We start from the raw sequence: 17,736 nt of genomic DNA, 5'->3' as shown, positions 1-17,736 counted from the left end.
GCCCCGTGCCTCACCGGGCGGCGGGCGCCTTCGCCGCGCGGTAGTGGTAGCCGCACACCTCCTCGAAGCCCGCCCGCGCGTACAGCCGCACGGCCGCGTCGTTGCCGCACTCCACCTGCAGGTACATCCGATCCGCGTCCCGGGTGCGGGCCCAGGCGGCCAGTGCGGCGAGCACCCGGCGGGCCGCGCCCCTGCCCCGCGCCCGCGGGAGCGTCGCCATCCCGAACACCCCCGCCCAGCCGTCGTCGGCGACCGCCCGGCCCACCGCGACCACCTCGGTTCCGGCGATCACCGAGGCGTACGCGCTCGGCGCCTCCACCCGGCCGAGCAGCTCCCGCTCGCCGTCGTGACCGTGCACGGCGCGCAGGCCCTCGAACCAGTCGTCCGTCGGACGCCCGTCCACCCGCACCCGCAGGGGCTCGGCCGGCGCCTGCTGCCGGGCCCGTTCCGGCACCCGCGCTGCCGGGGCCTGCTCCCTGGTCCGCTCCAGCACCCGTGCGGCCGGGGCCGCCTGGAGTGACACCCGGCCACCGCGCTGGTAGCCGCGCTCGGCCAGGAACGCGTCGAGGCCGTCGGGGCAGGCCCCCGGGGTGATCTGGAAGCGGGTGTCCAGGCCGTGGCGGGCGTAGAAGTCCTCGGCCGCCTTCACCCCGGCCTCCAGCCCTCCCGGCCCGGCCTCGCCGTGCGGCAGCACCGTCCCCACCCACCAGGAGCAGCCGGGCGCCAGGCGCAGCCACCATCCGCCCAGGCGCTCGACGTGCTCGGCGGGCAGGGCCCGGGCCGCCCTCTCCTGAAGGCCCCTGACCAGACGCGGATCGGCGACAGAGATCATTTCTGTATCGTGGCACGAGACCGGCGCGGGTCCGGACGCCTTGACATCCGCCCCGGTCGGGCGACCGCGCGCTCCGGGACCGCCGCGGCCGCCGGGCCCTGCGGACGGCCGCCGGGTGGTATCGTCGCGACGTGCGGATGATCCACTCGTTCCTTTGCTGGTGGCGCCCCTGAGGGGGCGGCATTGTTCATTCGCGTGACCTGATGACGCGGCCGCCCGATACGGGCGGCCGTTTCGTGTGTTCGTACCTCGGTGGCCCGTCCGGGCGGTCTCCCGATCCCGAGGGAGCCACACCCATGCCACGACGACTCACCGGCTTCACCCCGTCCGGCGACCTGCACCTGGGCAACCACATCGGCGCGATCGCACCGATCGTCGCCGGGCAGGCCACCACGGACACCGTGGTGTTCATCTCCGACCTGCACGCCCTGACCCTGGAACACGACCCGGCCGACGTACGGCGGCGGACGCTGGAGTTCGCCACCGTCCTGCTGGCCGCGGGCGCCGACCCCGACACGTGCCTGTTCCTGGTGCAGTCGCACGTCCCCGAGCACACCGAGCTGCACTACCTGCTGGAGTGCGCCACCGGGTACGGCGAGGCCCAGCGGATGATCCAGTTCAAGGAGAAGGCCGGCCGCCAGAGCCAGGTCCGGATGTCGCTGCTGACCTACCCGATCCTGATGGCCGCCGACATCCTGCTGTACGACACCGACGAGGTGCCCGTCGGCGAGGACCAGAGCCAGCACGTGGAGCTGGCCCGCGACATCGCCCAGCGGTTCAACACCCGCTACGGCCCCACCTTCACCGTCCCCCGCGCGGTCAACCCGCCGGTCGCGGCCCGCATCATGGACCTGACCTCACCCGGCGACAAGATGAGCAAGTCGGCCCCCTCGGCGGCCGGGACGCTGCGGCTGCTCGACGAGCCGGACGTCCTGCGGCGCAAGGTGATGCGCGCGGTCACCGACACCGACGGCGTGGTGAGCTACGACCCGGACCGCAAACCGGGGGTGTCGAACCTGCTCGCCGTCCTGGCCGCCTGCACCGGCGACGAGCCGCGGCGGCTGGCCGGGCGGTTCGACCGGTACGGCGAGCTGAAGGAGGCGATCGCCGACGCGGTGGTGGCCACCCTCGCGCCCGTCCGGGAGCGGTACCTGCGGCTGGCCGAGGACCCGGGGCACGTCCGGAAGGTCCTGCGGGCCGGTGCCGAGCGTGCCCGCGAGTCGGCCGGCGTGAAGGTACGCCAGGCCAAGGCGGCGATTGGCCTGCTCCCCGGCTGAGACCACGCCCGCGTCACCCACCGCCTTCACCCGCAGGCGACCTTCAGGAGCGCGCGCCCGTCCCGCGGGCACGCACGCTCGGAAGACCACCCGATCGGCGGCGTCACCCGCCTTGACCGCAGCCCTGACCTCCCGGCCGGTCCGCCCGGACCGGCCGGGAGCGCGCCGTCAGCCGTCACGGGGTCCCAGGCAGGCGTCGAGCGCGGCCGCGGCCGCCAGCATCGCCAGGCCCCGTCCCGTCAGCCGGTCGCGCCACTCCCGCAGCGTCGCCTGCAGCGGCTCCGGCCCGCCCGCCGCCCGTACCCGCTCCAGCACCCGCGCGATCTGCTCCAGCCCGTACCCGCCGCGCCGCAGCTGGTGGGCCAGGAGCACGTCGCGTACGTCGGCGGAGGTGTAGACGCGGTAGCCGGTCCGCGGGTCGCGCCGCGGGGTGATCAGCCCGGCCCGTTCCCACTTGCGCAACGTCGCCGGCCGGATGCCGAGCCTGCGTGCCAGCGGCCCGATGAACGTCACCCCCGTCCCCGTCCCCGTCCCCGGTTCCGGTTCCGGTTCCGGCTCACGCGGTGGCGCCAGGTCGCGCAGCGCCCCTTCCACCGCCTCCAGCGTGCGCCGGTCGTCGGCCAGCTGCGCGTGGCTCTCGTCGATCAGCCGCAGCGCCTCCTCGACCGCGCCGTCGTTCACGGCCCGCATGATCGCCCCCGCGGTCGCGTGGCCGTGCGCGGGGATCAGCGCCAGGAACGCCCGCAGCGCCACCGCGTGGCGCGGAGCGTAGACGCGGTAGCCGTGCGGCGAGCGTCCGGCCGGGGGGAGGAACCCGGCCTCCTCGTAGTTGCGCACCGCCTGCGTGGACAGGCCGTGCTCGCGCGCCAGGTCGATGGGCCGCAACCGCATGGTGAAGGTACGTCCTCGTCATCCTCGATGAGTACCGTCGAACCCTACACTCGGCGTCCGGCGACGGCGCCGACCACGTGACGATCTCGATCCGGGTCGTCTCGCCGCGCCCCCTCGATCACGCCCGCCGCGCCCGCGTCCTGCCGTCCGGCGAAGGTCAGGGCGCGGGCCGGGAGCCCCGGACGTAGGAGACCATGACCGGCAGGTCGCCCTCGTCCTCGACGTGGAAGCCGGCCCGCGGGATCTGGTCGGCGAGCAGGCCCGGCAGGCCGTGCCGCATCGCCGGGCCCGTCAGCATCGTGAGCAGGTGGGAGAGCAGCCGGTTGGACGGCGGGCGGAACTCGGCGATCAGCAGGCGTCCGCCCGGCCGGAGCACCCGGAACATCTCCCGTACGGCCGCGCCGCGCTCGGTGGCCGGGATGTGGTGGATGGCCAGGCTGGAGACCACCACGTCGAAGCAGGCGTCGGGCAGGTCCAGGGCCTGTCCCTCGCCCACCAGATAGGAGCAGTTGCCCGGGGCGTCACGACGAGCGCGTTCGATCATGGGGGCCGACAGGTCGACGCCCGTCACCTGCCCGGACGGGCCGGCGACGGGGGCCAGGATGCGGGTCAGATAGCCGGTTCCGCAGCCGACGTCGAGCACCCGGTCACCCGGACGGACCTCGGACAGCGCGGCCAGCCGGGTGTAGATCTCACGCCGCCGCCCGAGGAAACCGACCTCCGCCATGACCTCGTACGCACGCGGGTGGTCGATCGTCCCTCCCTCGTCGGCGTGCTCGGCGTGCTCGTGCAGCAGTCTGCCCAGTCCCATGAACCTCTCCTCTCGAACGACCTGTTCCGTTATGTATGGTGTGTTCACTGGACCGGCGGGGTCAACGATCACTTCGGCCCCTCCGTGCGGTACCGAACAGGGAGCGGTGAAGTGCCCGGAAACCCCGACAGGCGGGTGCGGCGTACCCGGCAGGCGATCCAGCGCGCGCTGGTGGAACTCATCCTGGAGAAGGGGTACGAGGCGGTGACCGTCACCGACGTCATCGACCGTGCCGACGTGGGCCGCTCCACCTTCTACGCGCACTTCGACGGCAAGCAGGCCGTGTTGTTCGCCAACCTGTCGGAGATGGCCTTCCTGCGACCGGCGATCAGCGCCGACGGCCCGCCGTTCGCCTTCAGCCGGGCGATGTTCGAGCACGTGCTCGAGCGGCGCAGGCTGGTGCGGGCGCTGCTCGGGCGGCGCAGCGGCCGGGCGGTGACGGCCCACGGCGAGCAGGTGCTGCGCGACCTCGTCCGCGACGAACTGCTCGCCCGGGGCGCGCGGGCCTCGACGTCGCTGGAGCTGACGGTGACCTGCGTCGTCGGGGCGTTCATGGCCCTGCTGGCGCGCTGGGTGGACGAGGAGATCACCGCCACCCCGGCCGAACTGGACGAGGCCTTCCACGCTGCGGTGGGACCGGGGGTGCGGGCGATGCTGGCCCGGCAGTGACGGCCCCGGCCGGACGCGTGGGCGGTCGGAAGCCGGACGGTTCACGGTCAGGCGGTGCCGAGCCAGGCCACCGCCGCGGCGGCGACCAGGAGGACGACGTTGAACCCGATCAGCCGGGCCTCGCCGCGCCTGAGGTGGACCGCGATACCGCCCACCTGGACCAGGACGAGGCCGATCGCCGCGGCGACGGCGAGCCGGGGCGCGATCGCGGTCAGCGGCGGCAGGATCAGACCGGCCGCGCCCAGGACCTCCAGGACGCCGACCACGCGGACGAGCGGCATGGGAAGGTCGTCGACCCAGCCCATCATCGGCCGCAGCCGCTCCCGGCTCTGGACGATCTTCTTGCCCCCGGCGTAGAGGTAGAGGCCGGCCAGGAGTGCCGCGACGATCCAGTAGGAGAGCTGCATGAAGGACACCTCGGAGGCTGGGACGTGGCGCGGGCCACGATGGTTACCACTCGTAAGGAGCCCCATGATGCGTCACTATTGAAAGCCATACAAAAGGCACATCCATGTGCCTTACGCACAGAGGACTGTCATGTCGGAGTACGAGCACACCTGCATGATCCGGGGCGACGGAGGGCGGACGATCCGCGCCGTCCTCGACCGCATCTGCAACAAGTGGACGTTGCTGGTCGTGGCGACCCTCGATGAGGGAAGCCTGCGCTTCACCGACCTGCACCGGCAGGTCGCCGGGATCTCCCAGCGCATGCTGACCCTCACGCTGCGGAACCTCGAACGCGACGGCCTGGTCTCCCGGACGGTGCACGCCGAGGTCCCGCCACGGGTCGAGTACGCGCTGACGCCCACCGGCAAGAGCCTCATCTCCCCCGCGCTGGCCCTCGCCGGATGGGCCATCGAGCACGTCCCGCACATCGAGGCCAGCCGGGACGCCTACCGGACCCGGGAGCGATGACCCGACGTGACCCGGCCGTCGTCGCCGGCCACGGTCACGGCGCGCGTCCCGCCGTACGAGGGGAGAACCGGTGCCGTCGTCACCGGCCACGGTCACGGCGTGCGCGTCCCGGTGACCGGCCCAGCCGACACCCCTGAGCCCTCCGCTGAACGACACCGGTTATGGTGGGTTCATGCGCGCGAGCACGACCGGACGGGTACTGCACGACCCCAGGGGGGGATCGTTCTGGTTCGACGCCGGCGCCGCCTGCCTGGACTTCGCCCACACCGGCGGCGAGGGCAGGTACGCGGTGTTCGAGACCCTCCACGAGCCCGCCGACCTCGCAGAATGGCTGGCCCGCTCGTCCCCGGCCGCGACCGTGACGGTCCCCGTGACGGACGACGACCTGGCCGCGGCCACGCTCCTCCGCCGGGCGATCTGGGACGCGGCGCACGCCCGGGCGGCGAGCCGCCCCCTGCCCGCCGGGGCGGTCGCGACCCTCAACCGGGCCGCGGCCGAGGCTCCGCTGGTCCCCGAGCTCGCCGCCGACGGCACGACCGCCGGGTGGGCGGCTCCGGTACGGGCCGCGCAGGCGCTGTCGACGCTGGCGCGGGAGATGATCGAGCTGCTGTCCGGTCCGCTCTCCGGGCGCTTCCGCGAGTGCGCGAGCGACGACTGCCCCCTGGTGTTCGTCGACTCGTCCCGTCCCGGCGCCCGGCGCTGGTGCGCGATGGAGCGCTGCGGCAACCGCCACAAGCTCCGCGCCCTGCGCGCCCGCCGGGCCACGGACCCCTGACCCGGTCCCGGGTACGGCGGGGAAAGAGCGCGTGGCCCGGACCGTGCGTCAGGTGGGCTTCGGCGCGGGGGCGGCCGTGCCGGGGCCCGGTTCGGCGGGGCCCGGTTCGGCGGTCTCCGGTCCCGGCTCCGGGATCGGGTCGCTGAGCTGTTCGCGCAGGTAATGCCACACCACCGCGATCAGGGCGGCGACCGGTACGGCGAGCAGGCTGCCCACGATGCCCGCCAGGCTGCCGCCCAGCGTCACGGCCAGCAGGATCACCGCCGCGTGCAGGCCCAGGCCGCGGCTCTGCACCATGGGCTGGAACACGTTCCCCTCCAGCTGCTGCACGGCGACGATGATGGCGAGCACGATCAGCGCGTCCGTCAGGCCGTTGGACACCAGCGCGATGAGGACCGCGACGAAGCCGGCGAACAGGGCCCCGATGATGGGGACGAACGCCGCGACGAAGGTCAGGACGGCCAGGGGAAGGACCAGCGGCACCCCCACGATCCACAGGCCGATACCGATGAAGACGGCGTCGAGCAGGCCCACGAACGCCTGGGAGAGGACGAACGAGCCGAGGGTGGTCCAGCCGAGCTTGGCCACGGCCGGCACGTCCCTGGCGAGGCGGCCGGGGAGCTGGAGGGCCAGCCAGGGCAGGAACCGCGGGCCGTCCTTGAGGAAGAAGAACATCAGGAAGAGCGCCAGGACGGTCGTGACCAGGCCGCTGACCACGGTGCCCACCCCGCTGAGGGTGGCGGAGACGATGCTGCCCACGCTGGACTGGATGCGCGCGACCGCGGTGTCGAACACGTTGCTGACCTGGTTGTCGCCGAAGTTGAACGGCGGCCCGGCGGCCCAGTCGCGCAGGCGCTGGATGCCGTTGCCCACGCCGGTGACCAGCTCACCGGACTGGGAGGCCACCGGGACGGCGATCAGCACCACGATGCCTGCGGCGACCAGCAGGAAGAGCAGGGTAACGACCGAGGCGGCCAGGGTGGGGTGCCAGCCGCGCCGGCGCAGGAAGCGGGTCACCGGCCAGGTCAGCGTGGTGAGCAGCAGGGCGATCACGAGCGGCCAGATGATGGACCACATCTGGCCCAGGATCCATATGACCACCGTGGCCATCAGCACGACGAGGAGCATCTCCAGGGAGATGCGCGCCGACGTGCGCAGCGCGGAGCGGGTCTTCTTGGTGTTCAGCGTGGCAGGCACGAGAACACCTTAGTCATGGCCCTCGCCGCGGTGCCGCGTCGCCTGTGCCGATGCGGGCCGGTGCGGGCGGTCCCGGTGTCCTCAGCGTCCGTCCGCGGGCACGGCGGGCGTTCACGACCCGTGGCGGGGCGCCGCCGACGCCAGCGGCGCCGGTGCCGCCCGGCCTGGCCAGGTGCCGGTCAGTACGGCGCCGGTGAGCGCGGTGCCGCCGTCGAGACGGCGCAGGACGGCCAGCTCGAGGGTGTCGGTCACGATCAGCGTCGGGTCGTCCTCGACGACGCGGCGGATCGCGCCCACGGCGGGCGCCCCCGTGCCCCCGGTCGTGTCGCCGACGATGTCCATGCTGAGCCCGCGGGGTTCGAGGCGGTCGCCGACCTGCATGAACTCCTCGGCCTGGCCGGTGTTCGCGAGGATCGCGCTCGCCAGCGCCGCGGCGTACACCGGGTCGCCGGTCCCGTCGTGGATCCAGCGCCTGCCCAGCACCGAATGCTCGACGGTGCCCAGCAGCCACCGCTCACCACCGGCCAGGGGGGCCTCGCGGTAGGTGAGCGGCACCTGGTGCACCGGCCCGTCGCCGGTCCGGACCAGCAGCGTCTCGATCCCGACCTCGCCTGCGGGGTCGTCGAAACGGAAGCCCGCCACCCGCTCCACCTCACCGGCCGGCCCGCCGTACCAGTCGCGGCCGGGCAGCCAGGTGGCCAGGAGTTCGAGCTTGGTGGGCCGCAGCGTGGCGCGATGGATCAGGGCCATGCGCTCATCGTAGCTTGATCAAACCACCTCTCCGCGGGGCTCCGGCCGACCAGGACGGGAAGCGGCCCGCAGGTACGCCGCCACGTCGTCCCGGCCGCCGTGCTCGGCCCATTCGAGCGGGGTCGAGCCGTGCTCGGTGTCCCTGATCGCCGGGTCGGCGCCCAGCTCGACCAGTGTCCTGACCGTCTCGACGTCGTCGTTCCAGGCCGCCGCGTGCAGCGGGGTGGAACGGCGCAGGTGGTTCACGTCGAAGCCGAGCCCGGCCAGCAACCGTACCGCCGCGGGCCTGCGCCGCTCGGCCGCGTGGTTGACCAGCTCGGGGAACCGTGCCATCGCCCGTGCCGGTGCCCGGGGGCCGAACGCGGCCACCGCGTCGGCGTCGGCGCGCATGCAGGCCGCGGCGAACGCCTCCGTCTCGTCCAGCACCGCCGAGGCGCCCGCCGCGGCGAGGATCTCCGCGACCTCGGTGTGCCCGTTCAGCAGGGCGAGCTCGTAGGGCGTGCGCCCGCCGTACGCCGGATGCCCGCCCAGGCCGTCCACCTCCGCGCCGTGCGCCAGGAGCAGCCGGGCCCGGCGCGGGCCGCCCCGCAGCGCGGCGGTGGCCAGCTCGTCGCGCAGCAGCTGCCGCGGGGACGGCAGCGTCGGGCCCAGCCGGGCGTGCCACGGCCCGCCCTCGCCGCGGCCCAGGCCGAACTCCAGCAGCAGCTCCAGGTGGGCGGTGTCGTCGGAGAACGAGCCGCCGAGCCCGAGGTCGTACAGGGTCTGGGCGTCGTTGGGGTCGGCTCCGGCCTCCAGCAGCAGCCTGGCCAGCGCCGGGCCCTGCGGATGGGGCGGCTGCTCGCCCTCTCCCCCGCCGAACGCCCCGGTGAGCGCGGTGAACGGCGAGGTCAGCCCGTCCCACAGGTATCCGGCGTCCGGATCGGCGCCGTGTCGCAACAGGAGCCGGGCCGCCTCCACGTACTCGCCGGGCGTGCCGAGACGCGCGTAGGCCAGGTACAGCAGCGGCTCCCACCCGAAGGGGCCGCCCTGCGCGCGGGCCGCCCCCGGGTTCGCGGCCAGCGTTTCGGCCAGGGCGGCGGCCGAGCCGGTGGCCGCCATGGTGAAGACGTTCGCGACGGACAGCTCCGGATGCCGGGCCAGCAGCAGATCGGCCCGCGCGGCCCGGTCCGGGTGGTCCGCGCCGTAGGTGAGGCAGGCGAGCCGCAGGAACTCCTCAGGCAGCTGCCCGCTCGGCGCGACCCGGTGCGGTGAGCGGGAGTACCGCTCGACGGTGCCGATGTGCTCCTTCAGCCGGGGCCAGCTCGCGAAGCCGTACATGCGCGCGGTGACGAGGTAAGCGTCGGACAGCCTGGGCGTCTGCGGCGGGCGGGGATGGAACTCGGTGACGAGCTCCAGCGCCTCGGGGACCTGTGCTCTCATCCGCCGCAGGAGTCTCTTGGCCTGCTTGCGGAGCCGGTCGAGACGGGGGGCGTCGGGCAGGTGATGGACGGGCATGGAAGCCTCCTTTCCGTCTGGCCTGGCGTCCGCACGATCAGGCTGGAAAAGAGGTGAGGCCGGGGTGTTCGACGAGCGTCAGGTGGGTGGTGACCCTTTCCGCGGACCGGTGGCGCCCTGGGCGCACGCCGCCCAGCCTACTGCGGCGGCCGTGCGGCCGCGGCCGGGCGGGACCCGTCCTCGCGGTCGCGTCGGCCGCGCCGGGCGGCGCTCCCTCAGGTCGGCAGCAGGGCCTCGTGCCACCTGGCGGTGTCGGTGTACTGGTGCAGCGAGACGAGCCTGCCGTCGTCGACCCGCCACAGGTGGGCGAACTCGGCCTCGTAGGAGCGGCCGGTGGCGACGGCCGTCCCCCGGTAGTGGCCGGTGACGAGGACGTCGCCGCCCGCGGCCTCCCGGTAGTCCTCCTCGTACGGGGCGGTGTCGTAGACGCGGGCCACCTCCCCCCACACCTCGAAGATCATCGATCGGGAGCCGTGGTGCATGCCGCCCACGCCGCACGGCATGCCCGGGGCGACGTGGCCCTCGAAGTCGGGGTGCAGCAGCCGGGCGAGGGCGTCGACGTCGCGCTCCCGCAGGGCGCGATAGAGATCCTTGACCAGCGGGGACATGGCGCCTCCATTTTAGTGGTTATATTCTAGAACGTGTTCACTAATATCATGGGAGGGTGGTCGTGGGAAGACCGGCCAGATTCACCGAGGAGCGGATCCTCGACGCCGCGCTGGAGACCGTGGCACTGGAGGGGGTGGCGGGGGCCACCGTGGCGGCGATCGCGGCGCGCCTGGGAGCGCCGGCCGGCTCGATCTACCACCGTTTCCCCTCCCGCGACCTGCTGCTGGCCAGGCTCTGGATCCGCTGCGTCCACCGCTTCCAGGAGGGCTTCCTCGACGCCCTGGCCGCGCGGGACCTGGAGCGCGCGGCGGTCCACACGCCCCGCTGGTGCCGCGAGCACCTCGCCGAGGCCCGCGTGCTCCTGCTCCACCGCCCGGCCGACCTGGTCGCGCGCTGGCCCGCCGAGCTCGGGGAGGAACTGGCCGCCCTCGACGCGAGGACGGCGAGCGCGCTGACGGCCGCCGCCGGCGACCCCTCCGAGCGGGAGCGGCTGCTGTTCGCCCTGGTCGACGTCCCCTACGGCGCCGTACGCCGCCACCTCGCCGCCGGGAAGGCGCCTCCCCCCGCGGTCGACGCCCTCGTCCTGCGGGCCTGCCGCGCCGTCCTGGCCCCCTGAGGGGTCGTACGTGGAGCGGTCCATATGCGGCCCTTCGGCCGCTCACCTAGCATCCCGGCGACGACCGCCCCCGCGACGAGGCCGGGGTGCGGCGACGGCCCGGTGCGTGGTCCGCCGGGCGATCGAAGGAGAGCGCATGACGATTCTCGTGACGGGCGCGACCGGCAACGTCGGCCGCCACGTGGTGGACCGGCTGGTGGCGGCGGGCCGGAAGGTGCGGGCCATGACCCGCGATCCGCGGGCCGCGCGCCTCCCGGACCGGGCCGAGGTGGTGTACGGGGACTTCGAGCGGCCCACGACCTGGGGCGACGCGCTGGACGGCGTCGAACGCGTCCACCTGTTCCCCTTCGCCTACGTCACCTCCGAGCCCGGGGCCGGGTTCGTCGAGCGGGCGGTGGAGGCGGGCGCGCGCAGGTTCGTGGTGCACTCCGCCGCGGCCGCCGGGTTCGCCCCCGGGGACGAGCCCGGCGACCCGGGCATCGGCGCGCTCCGGCGCCACCTCGCCGAGGAACGGCAGGCCCACCGGGGGCTGGAGCTGATGGTGGAGGCCACCGACGCCGAGTGGACCCACGTGCGGCCCGGGCTGCTCGCGGTGAACGCCCTGGGCTGGGCCGAGCGGATCCGCACCAAGCGGGTGGTGCGTGAGCCCTACGCCACCTCCGGATACCCGCTGGTCCACGAGGCCGACGTCGCCGAGGTGGCGGTCGCGGCCCTGCTGGAGGACTCCCACGTCGGCGCCGCGTACACGATCACCGGCCCGGAGAGGGTCACGCAGGCCGAGCAGGTGAAGGCGATCGCGAGGGCGATCGGGCAGGAGATCCGCTTCGAGGAGCTGACGCCGGAACAGGGGCGCGAGCAGTGGCTGCGGGACGGCTGCCCGCCGGAGACGGCCGACTGGCTGATCGAGCTGCTGGCCGCGGCGGTCGACGGACCCGGCGCGCTCCCGCCCACCACCACCTTCCAGCAGGTCACCGGACGCCCGCCGCGCCCCTTCTCGCGATGGGCCCTCGACCACGCGGACGACTTCCGCCCCGCCTGACGCGCGCTGGGCGCGCCCCGGCCCGACCGCTCGGACGACTTCCGCCCGGCCTGACGCTCGCCCGGAGCGCCCCCGTCAGGGCCGCTCCCGCAGGGAGATCGCGCCGGTCGGGCAGACGGCGGCCGCCTCGCGGACGGCGGCGTGCAGCGGCCCGGCCGGGGCCGGGTCGAGCAGGACGACGATGCCGTCGTCGTCGCCCTGGTCGAACACGTCGGGGGCCAGCAGCACGCACTGTCCCGCGCCACAGCACAGGGTGGTGTCGACGGTGATGTCCATGGGTGATCTCCTCAGTCGTGCGGCCGGCCGCCGCCGTCGGCGGACCGGCTCCGGCCGTTGATCCGGCCGGCGTCGCCGGACAGGGGGTACGGGGTGACGGGGGCCTGCCACAGACCGGTCAGGGCGTCGACGAGCCCGACGGCGACGGCCTCCCAGCTCGCGTGGGCGGTCGGCTCGCCCTCGTGCAGGGCGCGCTCGCGCTCGGCCAGGGTGTGCGCGATGAGCAGGTAGGTCATGTCGCCCCGCGCGCGGTGCACCTGCTCGGGCAGGTCGGGCAGCAGCCGCAGCATGCCCTGCAGGGTGCGCCGCATCGACGGCGTCGCCGTGGACTCCTCGGTGACGATCTGGCGCAGGGCGGGCACGGTGGTGACCTGGGCCAGGCAGCGGGCCCGCCTGCTGGGCACGCCCAGCGCGTCGAGGTGGTCGGTGGCGGGGCGTACCAGGCAGGAGATCCACGCGCGCAGGTCGGCGGAGTCGCCGATCTCCTCCAGCATGCGCAGCCGCCGCTCCTCGGTGTCGGCGGCGTAGCGGCGCACGATCGCCCGTACCAGGTCGGCCCTGGTCCCGAAGTGGTAGCCGACGGCGAAGTTGTTCGCCTGCCCGGCGGCCTGGCCGATCTGCCGGTTGGAGACCTCGCCGACCCCGCGCTCGGCGAACAGCCGCTCGGCGACGTCCAGGATGGCCTCGCGGGTCTCCTGGGCCCGCTCCACCCTGCCGGTCGCGGCCTTCCCCGGTACGGTCCTTTCCAGGACGGTCCTTCCCGGGGTGTTCTCTTCCGGGGTGCTCTTTCCCGGGACGGTCACCATCGGACCGGGACCTGCTCCAGCCCGCCGACCACGAGACCCTCGCGGCGCCTGAGTTCCGGGACCGGGACGGCCAGCTCCAGCGTGGGCAGCCGCTCCAGCAGCACGTCGAGCACGACCTGCAGCTCGGTACGGGCCAGCGCCTGCCCCAGGCAGGAGTGCGGGCCGGCGCCGAAGGCCACGTGCGGGTTGGGCGAGCGGTCCAGCCGCATCTCGCCGGCCCCCTCGAACTGCCGCTCGTCCCGGTTGGCCGAGGCCATGCTGCACACGACCGTGGTGCCCGCCGGCAGCGTCCGGTGCGCCACCTCGACCTCCTCGGTGAGGTAGCGCGGCATGCCGAAGCCGGGGTTGGCGTCGAAGCGCAGCACCTCCTCCACCGCCGGGCGGACCAATGCGCGGTCGGCCAGCAGCGCCTCCCAGCGGGAGCGGTCGGCCAGCAGCATCGACACCATCTTGCCGATCATGTTGGCGGTGGTCTCGTGACCGGCCACCAGCAGCCCCTTGGCCGTCATGATCAGCAACTGCTCGGTCAGCCGCCCGTCCAGCCCCTCCACCAGCGAGGCCAGCTCGCTGAGCAGGTCCTCACCCGGCTCGGCCCGCTTGGCCGTGACGTGCGCCAGCAGGTAGGCGTCGAACTCGCCCTGGGCGGCGTCGATCTCCTCCTGGGAGAACCTGGTCAGGCTGAGCATGGTGTCCGACCAGTACGCGAACGACTCCCGGTCGGAGTCGGGCACCCCGAGCAGGTCGCAGATCACCCACACCGGCAGCGGGAAACCGACCGCGTCCACCAGGTCGGCCGGCTCGCCCTGGGCGATCATCGACTCGACCAGCCGCTCGGTCATCGCCTGGATCCCGGGCCGCATCCCGGTGACCCGCTTGGCGGTGAACGCCCTGCCCACCAGCTGCCGCCACGCCCGGTGCGTGTCGGCCGTCATGGCGGTGCCGCCGTCGCCTCCGCCGTCGCCTCCGCCGCCGAACACGCCGCCCGACTCGTTGGCCGTCACCCGCGCCGCCCCTTCGGCGTCGAGCCGGCGGGTGAAACGCGGGTCCGACAGGATCTCCTTGACGTCCTGGTAGCGCGTCAGCAGCAGCGCGGTGTCACCGCTGGCCAGCCGGATCGGCGCGACCGGACAGCCCTCCCGCAGCTCGGCCCACTCCGGCGGCGGCTCCAGCGCGGTGGGGTTGCGGAAGGGGTACTCGGGGATCTCGGCGCTGGGCTCGCTCACGACCACTCTTCCTCCGGGACGACGGTCCCCGCATTTAAGTCGCATCACTTAATTAAGTCAAGCGACTCAATCGGCGTGTCGCGCGACGGGCACGACCACGCCCGCCCGGGGGTTCTCCCGGCCGCGCAAAGGCCCGGGGTCATCCGTCCGAGCGCAGGGCGGCACTGTAGGCGCTCAGGGCCTCGTGGCGGCGCTGGAGCTCGGCGATCTCCCGGGCGAGGCGGGAGCGCTGGGAGTCCAGCATGTCGATGTAGCGGGTGCACCCGGAGACGGGGTCCGGCCCGTTCTCGGCGCAGGGCAGGAACCGGCGGATCGTCTCGGTGGGCAGGCCCGCGGCGAGGAGCTCGCGGATGCGCCCGACCCGCTCGACGGACTCGGGGCCGTAGCGGCGGTAGCCGTTGCCGTCCCGCTCCGGGTGCAGGAGACCCTGTTCCTCGTAGTAGCGCAGCAGACGGGTGCTCACACCCGTCCGCCGGGACAGCTCGCCGATCCACATCGCGGTTCCTCCCGGGAGAACTTGACCTTCACACCGATGTGAGACCCCAACCTCGTGGGCATGACACAGATTCCTGAACTCGCCACCACCGTCGTGGGCTCCGGCCCCGGCATCCTGCTCGCCCACGGCGCGAGCGGCAGCGTCGCGGACAACTACGGCGCGCTGACGCAGGTCCTGGCCGAGGGGCACACCGTCGTCGGCTCCGACTACCCGGGGTCGGGCGCCACCCCCCGGGCCGCCTCGGGCTTCACCCTGGACGAGCTGGCCGACGCGGTGGTGTCCGCCGCGGTCGGCGCCGGGGTGGAGACCTTCACCGTGATCGGCTTCTCCCTGGGCACCACCGTCGCCGTGCGGGTCGCGACCCGCCACCCGGAACGGGTACGGGGACTCGTGCTGACGGCGGGCTTCGCCAAGGCCGACAACCAGATCGAGCTCTCCCTGGGACTCTGGCAGCACCTGCTGGAGCGCGGCGACGCCGAGGGCTTCGCCAGGATGCGCACGGTGAACGGCTTCAGCGTCGAGTTCCTCAACGGGCTGCCCGAGGAGCAGTTCGCCCAGCTGCTCGACCTGGGCCCCGCCGGGCTGCCGCTCGGGGTGGTGGAGCAGGCGGCCCTGGGCCGGACCGCCGACACCCGCGGGGACCTGGCCGCGATCACGGTACCGACACTGGTCATCGCGACGACCCGCGACTTCCTGGTCGCCCCGGCCAACTCCCGCTACCTGGCGGACCGGATCCCCGGGGCGCGCTACGCCGAGGTGGACGCGGGGCACGTGGTGATGGCCGAGCGTCCCGCCGAGTGGCAGGAGCTGATCGAGAAGTTCCTGGCCGAGCACGACCTCTGAGGACGCTCACCGCACGGGCCGCTTCGTGGCGACGGTTCACCGGGGTGACGTCGCCGCCGGTCCCGCCCCCCCCGTGGTTCGCCGCCGCTCCCCACCGGGAAGGACGGTGTCGAGGACCGGAGGCCGGCGCCGCGGCCCGTGCCCCCTCCGGGAGAGCGCCGGTCGCGGCGGACGGGATCGGGTCGTACGCCGACGCGGGCCGGTGTGCCGCGACCGGTGAAGTTGACGAGTTCACGCGGCTGTGCAATCCTGATCGTGGCACCGAGGTTGACGCTCATACTAAGTGTAGACATTCGTTTCTCATTTGGGTTATGCTGCTCCCTCGCGCTGTCTCTCCACGCCCCGGATTCTGCCGGGGCGTTTGGCGTGCGCGCAGTTCGATTCCATCCGTGCCCTTCCGGAAGGACAGCTGTTGGCAGTCTCGCGCAATGCCTCCGCCGTACCCGCAGGTCCTCATCGTGTCTCTTTCGCCCGCATCCAGGAGCCTCTCGAGGTTCCCGACCTTCTCGCCCCGCAGACCGAGTTCTTCGACTGGCTCATCGGGAACGAGCGGTGGAAGGCCCGGGTCGAGGCGGCCCGCCAGGCCGGGCGCAGGGACGTCCCGGCCCAGTCGGGCCTGGAGGAGGTCTTCGAGGAGATCAGTCCCATCGAGGACTTCTCCGGAACCATGTCCCTGTCGTTCCGCGATCACCGGTTCGAGCCCTCCAAGCACTCCGTCGAGGAGTGCAGGGACAAGGACATGACCTACTCCGCCCCGATGTTCGTCACGGCGGAGTTCATCAACAACACCACCGGTGAGATCAAGAGCCAGACCGTGTTCATGGGCGACTTCCCGCTCATGACGCCGAAGGGCACGTTCATCGTCAACGGCACCGAGCGCGTGGTGGTCTCCCAGCTGGTCCGCTCGCCCGGTGTCTACTTCGAGCGCAGTGCCGACAAGACCTCCGACAAGGACCTGTACGGCTGCAAGGTCATCCCGTCGCGGGGTGCCTGGCTGGAGTTCGAGATCGACAAGCGCGACAGCGTCGGTGTGCGCATCGACCGTAAGCGCAAGCAGCCCGTCACGGTGCTGCTCAAGGCCCTCGGCTGGACCGGCGAGCAGATCCTGGAACGCTTCGGCCGGTACGAGTCCATGCGCGCGACCCTGGAGAAGGACCACACGGCCGGCCAGGACGACGCGCTGCTCGACATCTATCGCAAGCTGCGCCCGGGCGAGCCGCCGACCAAGGAGTCGGCGCAGACGCTGCTGGAGAACCTGTACTTCAACTCCAAGCGCTACGACCTCGCCAAGGTCGGCCGATACAAGATCAACAAGAAGCTCGGGGTGGACGCCGAGATCACCCAGGGCACCCTGACCGAGGACGACATCGTCGCCGCCATCGAGTACATCGTGCGCCTTCACGCGGGCGAGGAGTCGATGCCGGGCGCCGGTGGCGAAGTGATCGTCGAGGTCGACGACATCGACCACTTCGGCAACCGCCGCCTGCGCAGCGTCGGTGAACTGATCCAGAACCAGATCCGCCTGGGCCTGGCCCGGATGGAGCGTGTGGTCCGCGAGCGGATGACGACCCAGGACGTCGAGGCGATCACGCCACAGACCCTGATCAACATCCGCCCGGTGGTGGCGTCCATGAAGGAGTTCTTCGGCACCTCGCAGCTGTCGCAGTTCATGGACCAGATCAACCCGCTGGCCGGTCTGACGCAGAAGAGGCGCCTGAACGCCCTGGGCCCCGGTGGCCTGTCCCGCGAGCGGGCCGGCTTCGAGGTCCGCGACGTGCACCCCTCGCACTACGGCCGGATGTGCCCGATCGAGACCCCGGAAGGCCCGAACATCGGCCTGATCGGCTCGCTGGCCTCCTACGCCCGCATCAACGCCTTCGGCTTCGTGGAGACCCCCTACCGCAAGGTCGTCGACGGCAAGGTGACCGACCAGATCGACTACCTGACCGCCGACGAGGAGGACCGCTACGTCAAGGCGCAGGCCAACACGGTCCTCAACGCCGACGGCACGTTCGCCGACGCCCGCGTCCTGGTGCGCACCAAGGGCGGTGAGACCGAGATCGCCCGGGCCGCGGAGGTCGACTACATCGACGTGTCGCCGCGCCAGATGGTGTCGGTCGCCACCGCGATGATCCCGTTCCTGGAGCACGACGACGCCAACCGCGCGCTCATGGGCTCGAACATGCAGCGCCAGTCGGTGCCGCTGCTCAAGAGCGA

General features: G+C 73.0%; 19 protein-coding genes and 1 pseudogene. 8 read left to right on the top strand and 12 right to left on the bottom strand.

Features of this window, described 5'->3' with window-relative positions; translation table 11 throughout:
• Positions 1–10: 10 nt before the first annotated feature.
• Complete coding sequence (locus ACZ6RT_RS33620; RefSeq protein WP_470157968.1) at positions 11–832, bottom strand: GNAT family N-acetyltransferase; 822 nt, start codon at positions 830–832, stop codon at positions 11–13.
• A 296-nt stretch (positions 833–1,128) separates the two neighbouring features.
• Between ACZ6RT_RS33620 and trpS the strand changes: the two genes are divergently transcribed.
• On the top strand, positions 1,129–2,109 hold the full coding sequence (gene trpS / locus ACZ6RT_RS33615; protein WP_470157967.1) for a tryptophan--tRNA ligase: 981 nt from the start codon (positions 1,129–1,131) through the stop codon (positions 2,107–2,109).
• Positions 2,110–2,277: 168 nt separating this feature from the next.
• On the opposite strand, the gene ACZ6RT_RS33610 is transcribed toward trpS, so the two are convergent.
• Both ACZ6RT_RS33610 and ACZ6RT_RS33605 read right to left on the bottom strand, forming a co-directional pair.
• Positions 2,278–3,000 carry a MerR family transcriptional regulator gene (locus tag ACZ6RT_RS33610; RefSeq protein ID WP_470157965.1) on the bottom strand — a complete coding sequence of 241 codons (723 nt, stop codon included), beginning with the start codon at positions 2,998–3,000 and terminating at the stop codon, positions 2,278–2,280.
• Positions 3,001–3,157: 157 nt separating this feature from the next.
• Positions 3,158–3,811, bottom strand: coding sequence for a class I SAM-dependent methyltransferase (locus ACZ6RT_RS33605; RefSeq protein ID WP_470157963.1), 654 nt, complete (start codon positions 3,809–3,811; stop codon positions 3,158–3,160).
• A gap of 111 nt (positions 3,812–3,922) precedes the next feature.
• Here ACZ6RT_RS33605 and ACZ6RT_RS33600 point away from each other — a divergent pair, with 111 nt between their 5' ends.
• Positions 3,923–4,480: a TetR/AcrR family transcriptional regulator gene (locus ACZ6RT_RS33600; protein WP_470157961.1), complete on the top strand. Its 558-nt coding sequence runs from the start codon at positions 3,923–3,925 to the stop codon at positions 4,478–4,480.
• A 47-nt stretch (positions 4,481–4,527) separates the two neighbouring features.
• Here ACZ6RT_RS33600 and ACZ6RT_RS33595 read toward each other — a convergent pair whose 3' ends face one another.
• On the bottom strand, positions 4,528–4,887 hold the full coding sequence (locus tag ACZ6RT_RS33595; RefSeq protein WP_470157959.1) for a DoxX family protein: 360 nt from the start codon (positions 4,885–4,887) through the stop codon (positions 4,528–4,530).
• 130 nt (positions 4,888–5,017) lie between these two features.
• On the opposite strand from ACZ6RT_RS33595, the gene ACZ6RT_RS33590 reads away from it, so the two are divergent.
• The gene (locus ACZ6RT_RS33590; protein WP_470157957.1) at positions 5,018–5,395 is read left to right on the top strand and encodes a winged helix-turn-helix transcriptional regulator; all 378 of its coding nucleotides are present in this window, start codon (positions 5,018–5,020) and stop codon (positions 5,393–5,395) included.
• Positions 5,396–5,567: 172 nt separating this feature from the next.
• Positions 5,568–6,170 (top strand): CGNR zinc finger domain-containing protein, encoded by a 603-nt coding sequence (locus ACZ6RT_RS33585; RefSeq protein ID WP_470157955.1) that lies wholly within the window; start codon positions 5,568–5,570, stop codon positions 6,168–6,170.
• 48 nt (positions 6,171–6,218) lie between these two features.
• On the opposite strand, the gene ACZ6RT_RS33580 is transcribed toward ACZ6RT_RS33585, so the two are convergent.
• The 4 genes from ACZ6RT_RS33580 to ACZ6RT_RS33565 form a co-directional block, all read right to left on the bottom strand.
• Complete coding sequence (locus tag ACZ6RT_RS33580; protein ID WP_399192643.1) at positions 6,219–7,367, bottom strand: AI-2E family transporter; 1,149 nt, start codon at positions 7,365–7,367, stop codon at positions 6,219–6,221.
• Between the two features lie 111 nt (positions 7,368–7,478).
• Entirely contained in the window at positions 7,479–8,117 is a 639-nt protein-coding gene (locus ACZ6RT_RS33575; protein ID WP_470157953.1) for a CG0192-related protein, read from the bottom strand.
• 18 nt (positions 8,118–8,135) lie between these two features.
• Positions 8,136–9,611: an ankyrin repeat domain-containing protein gene (locus tag ACZ6RT_RS33570; RefSeq protein ID WP_470157951.1), complete on the bottom strand. Its 1,476-nt coding sequence runs from the start codon at positions 9,609–9,611 to the stop codon at positions 8,136–8,138.
• Positions 9,612–9,826: 215 nt separating this feature from the next.
• Complete coding sequence (locus ACZ6RT_RS33565; RefSeq protein ID WP_470157947.1) at positions 9,827–10,219, bottom strand: nuclear transport factor 2 family protein; 393 nt, start codon at positions 10,217–10,219, stop codon at positions 9,827–9,829.
• A 56-nt stretch (positions 10,220–10,275) separates the two neighbouring features.
• On the opposite strand from ACZ6RT_RS33565, the gene ACZ6RT_RS33560 reads away from it, so the two are divergent.
• Both ACZ6RT_RS33560 and ACZ6RT_RS33555 read left to right on the top strand, forming a co-directional pair.
• On the top strand, positions 10,276–10,836 hold the full coding sequence (locus tag ACZ6RT_RS33560; protein WP_470157945.1) for a TetR/AcrR family transcriptional regulator: 561 nt from the start codon (positions 10,276–10,278) through the stop codon (positions 10,834–10,836).
• 136 nt (positions 10,837–10,972) lie between these two features.
• The gene (locus tag ACZ6RT_RS33555; RefSeq protein WP_470157943.1) at positions 10,973–11,875 is read left to right on the top strand and encodes an NAD(P)H-binding protein; all 903 of its coding nucleotides are present in this window, start codon (positions 10,973–10,975) and stop codon (positions 11,873–11,875) included.
• A 75-nt stretch (positions 11,876–11,950) separates the two neighbouring features.
• On the opposite strand, the gene ACZ6RT_RS33550 is transcribed toward ACZ6RT_RS33555, so the two are convergent.
• The 4 genes from ACZ6RT_RS33550 to ACZ6RT_RS33535 form a co-directional block, all read right to left on the bottom strand.
• A complete protein-coding gene (locus ACZ6RT_RS33550) occupies positions 11,951–12,151 on the bottom strand; it encodes a ferredoxin (RefSeq protein ID WP_399192631.1) in 201 nt (66 codons plus the stop codon).
• A gap of 11 nt (positions 12,152–12,162) precedes the next feature.
• Positions 12,163–12,957: a TetR/AcrR family transcriptional regulator gene (locus ACZ6RT_RS33545; protein WP_470157941.1), complete on the bottom strand. Its 795-nt coding sequence runs from the start codon at positions 12,955–12,957 to the stop codon at positions 12,163–12,165.
• On the bottom strand, positions 12,951–14,225 hold the full coding sequence (locus ACZ6RT_RS33540) for a cytochrome P450 (protein WP_470158019.1): 1,275 nt from the start codon (positions 14,223–14,225) through the stop codon (positions 12,951–12,953). The genes ACZ6RT_RS33545 and ACZ6RT_RS33540 overlap by 7 nt, the downstream gene beginning before the upstream one ends.
• 94 nt (positions 14,226–14,319) lie before the next feature.
• Entirely contained in the window at positions 14,320–14,676 is a 357-nt protein-coding gene (locus ACZ6RT_RS33535) for a MerR family transcriptional regulator (protein ID WP_470157939.1), read from the bottom strand.
• A 60-nt stretch (positions 14,677–14,736) separates the two neighbouring features.
• Between ACZ6RT_RS33535 and ACZ6RT_RS33530 the strand changes: the two genes are divergently transcribed.
• Together ACZ6RT_RS33530 and ACZ6RT_RS33525 are read left to right on the top strand one after the other, a co-directional pair.
• Positions 14,737–15,519: an alpha/beta fold hydrolase gene (locus ACZ6RT_RS33530; protein WP_399192627.1), complete on the top strand. Its 783-nt coding sequence runs from the start codon at positions 14,737–14,739 to the stop codon at positions 15,517–15,519.
• Positions 15,520–15,931: 412 nt separating this feature from the next.
• Positions 15,932–17,736: pseudogene (locus ACZ6RT_RS33525) on the top strand (DNA-directed RNA polymerase subunit beta); the annotation flags it as partial.

The sequence above is a fragment of the Streptosporangium sp. NPDC050148 genome (genome assembly GCF_055586505.1).
The sequence above is the reverse complement of the archived record's forward strand: the minus strand, read 5'-3'. Positions and strand labels throughout refer to the sequence as shown.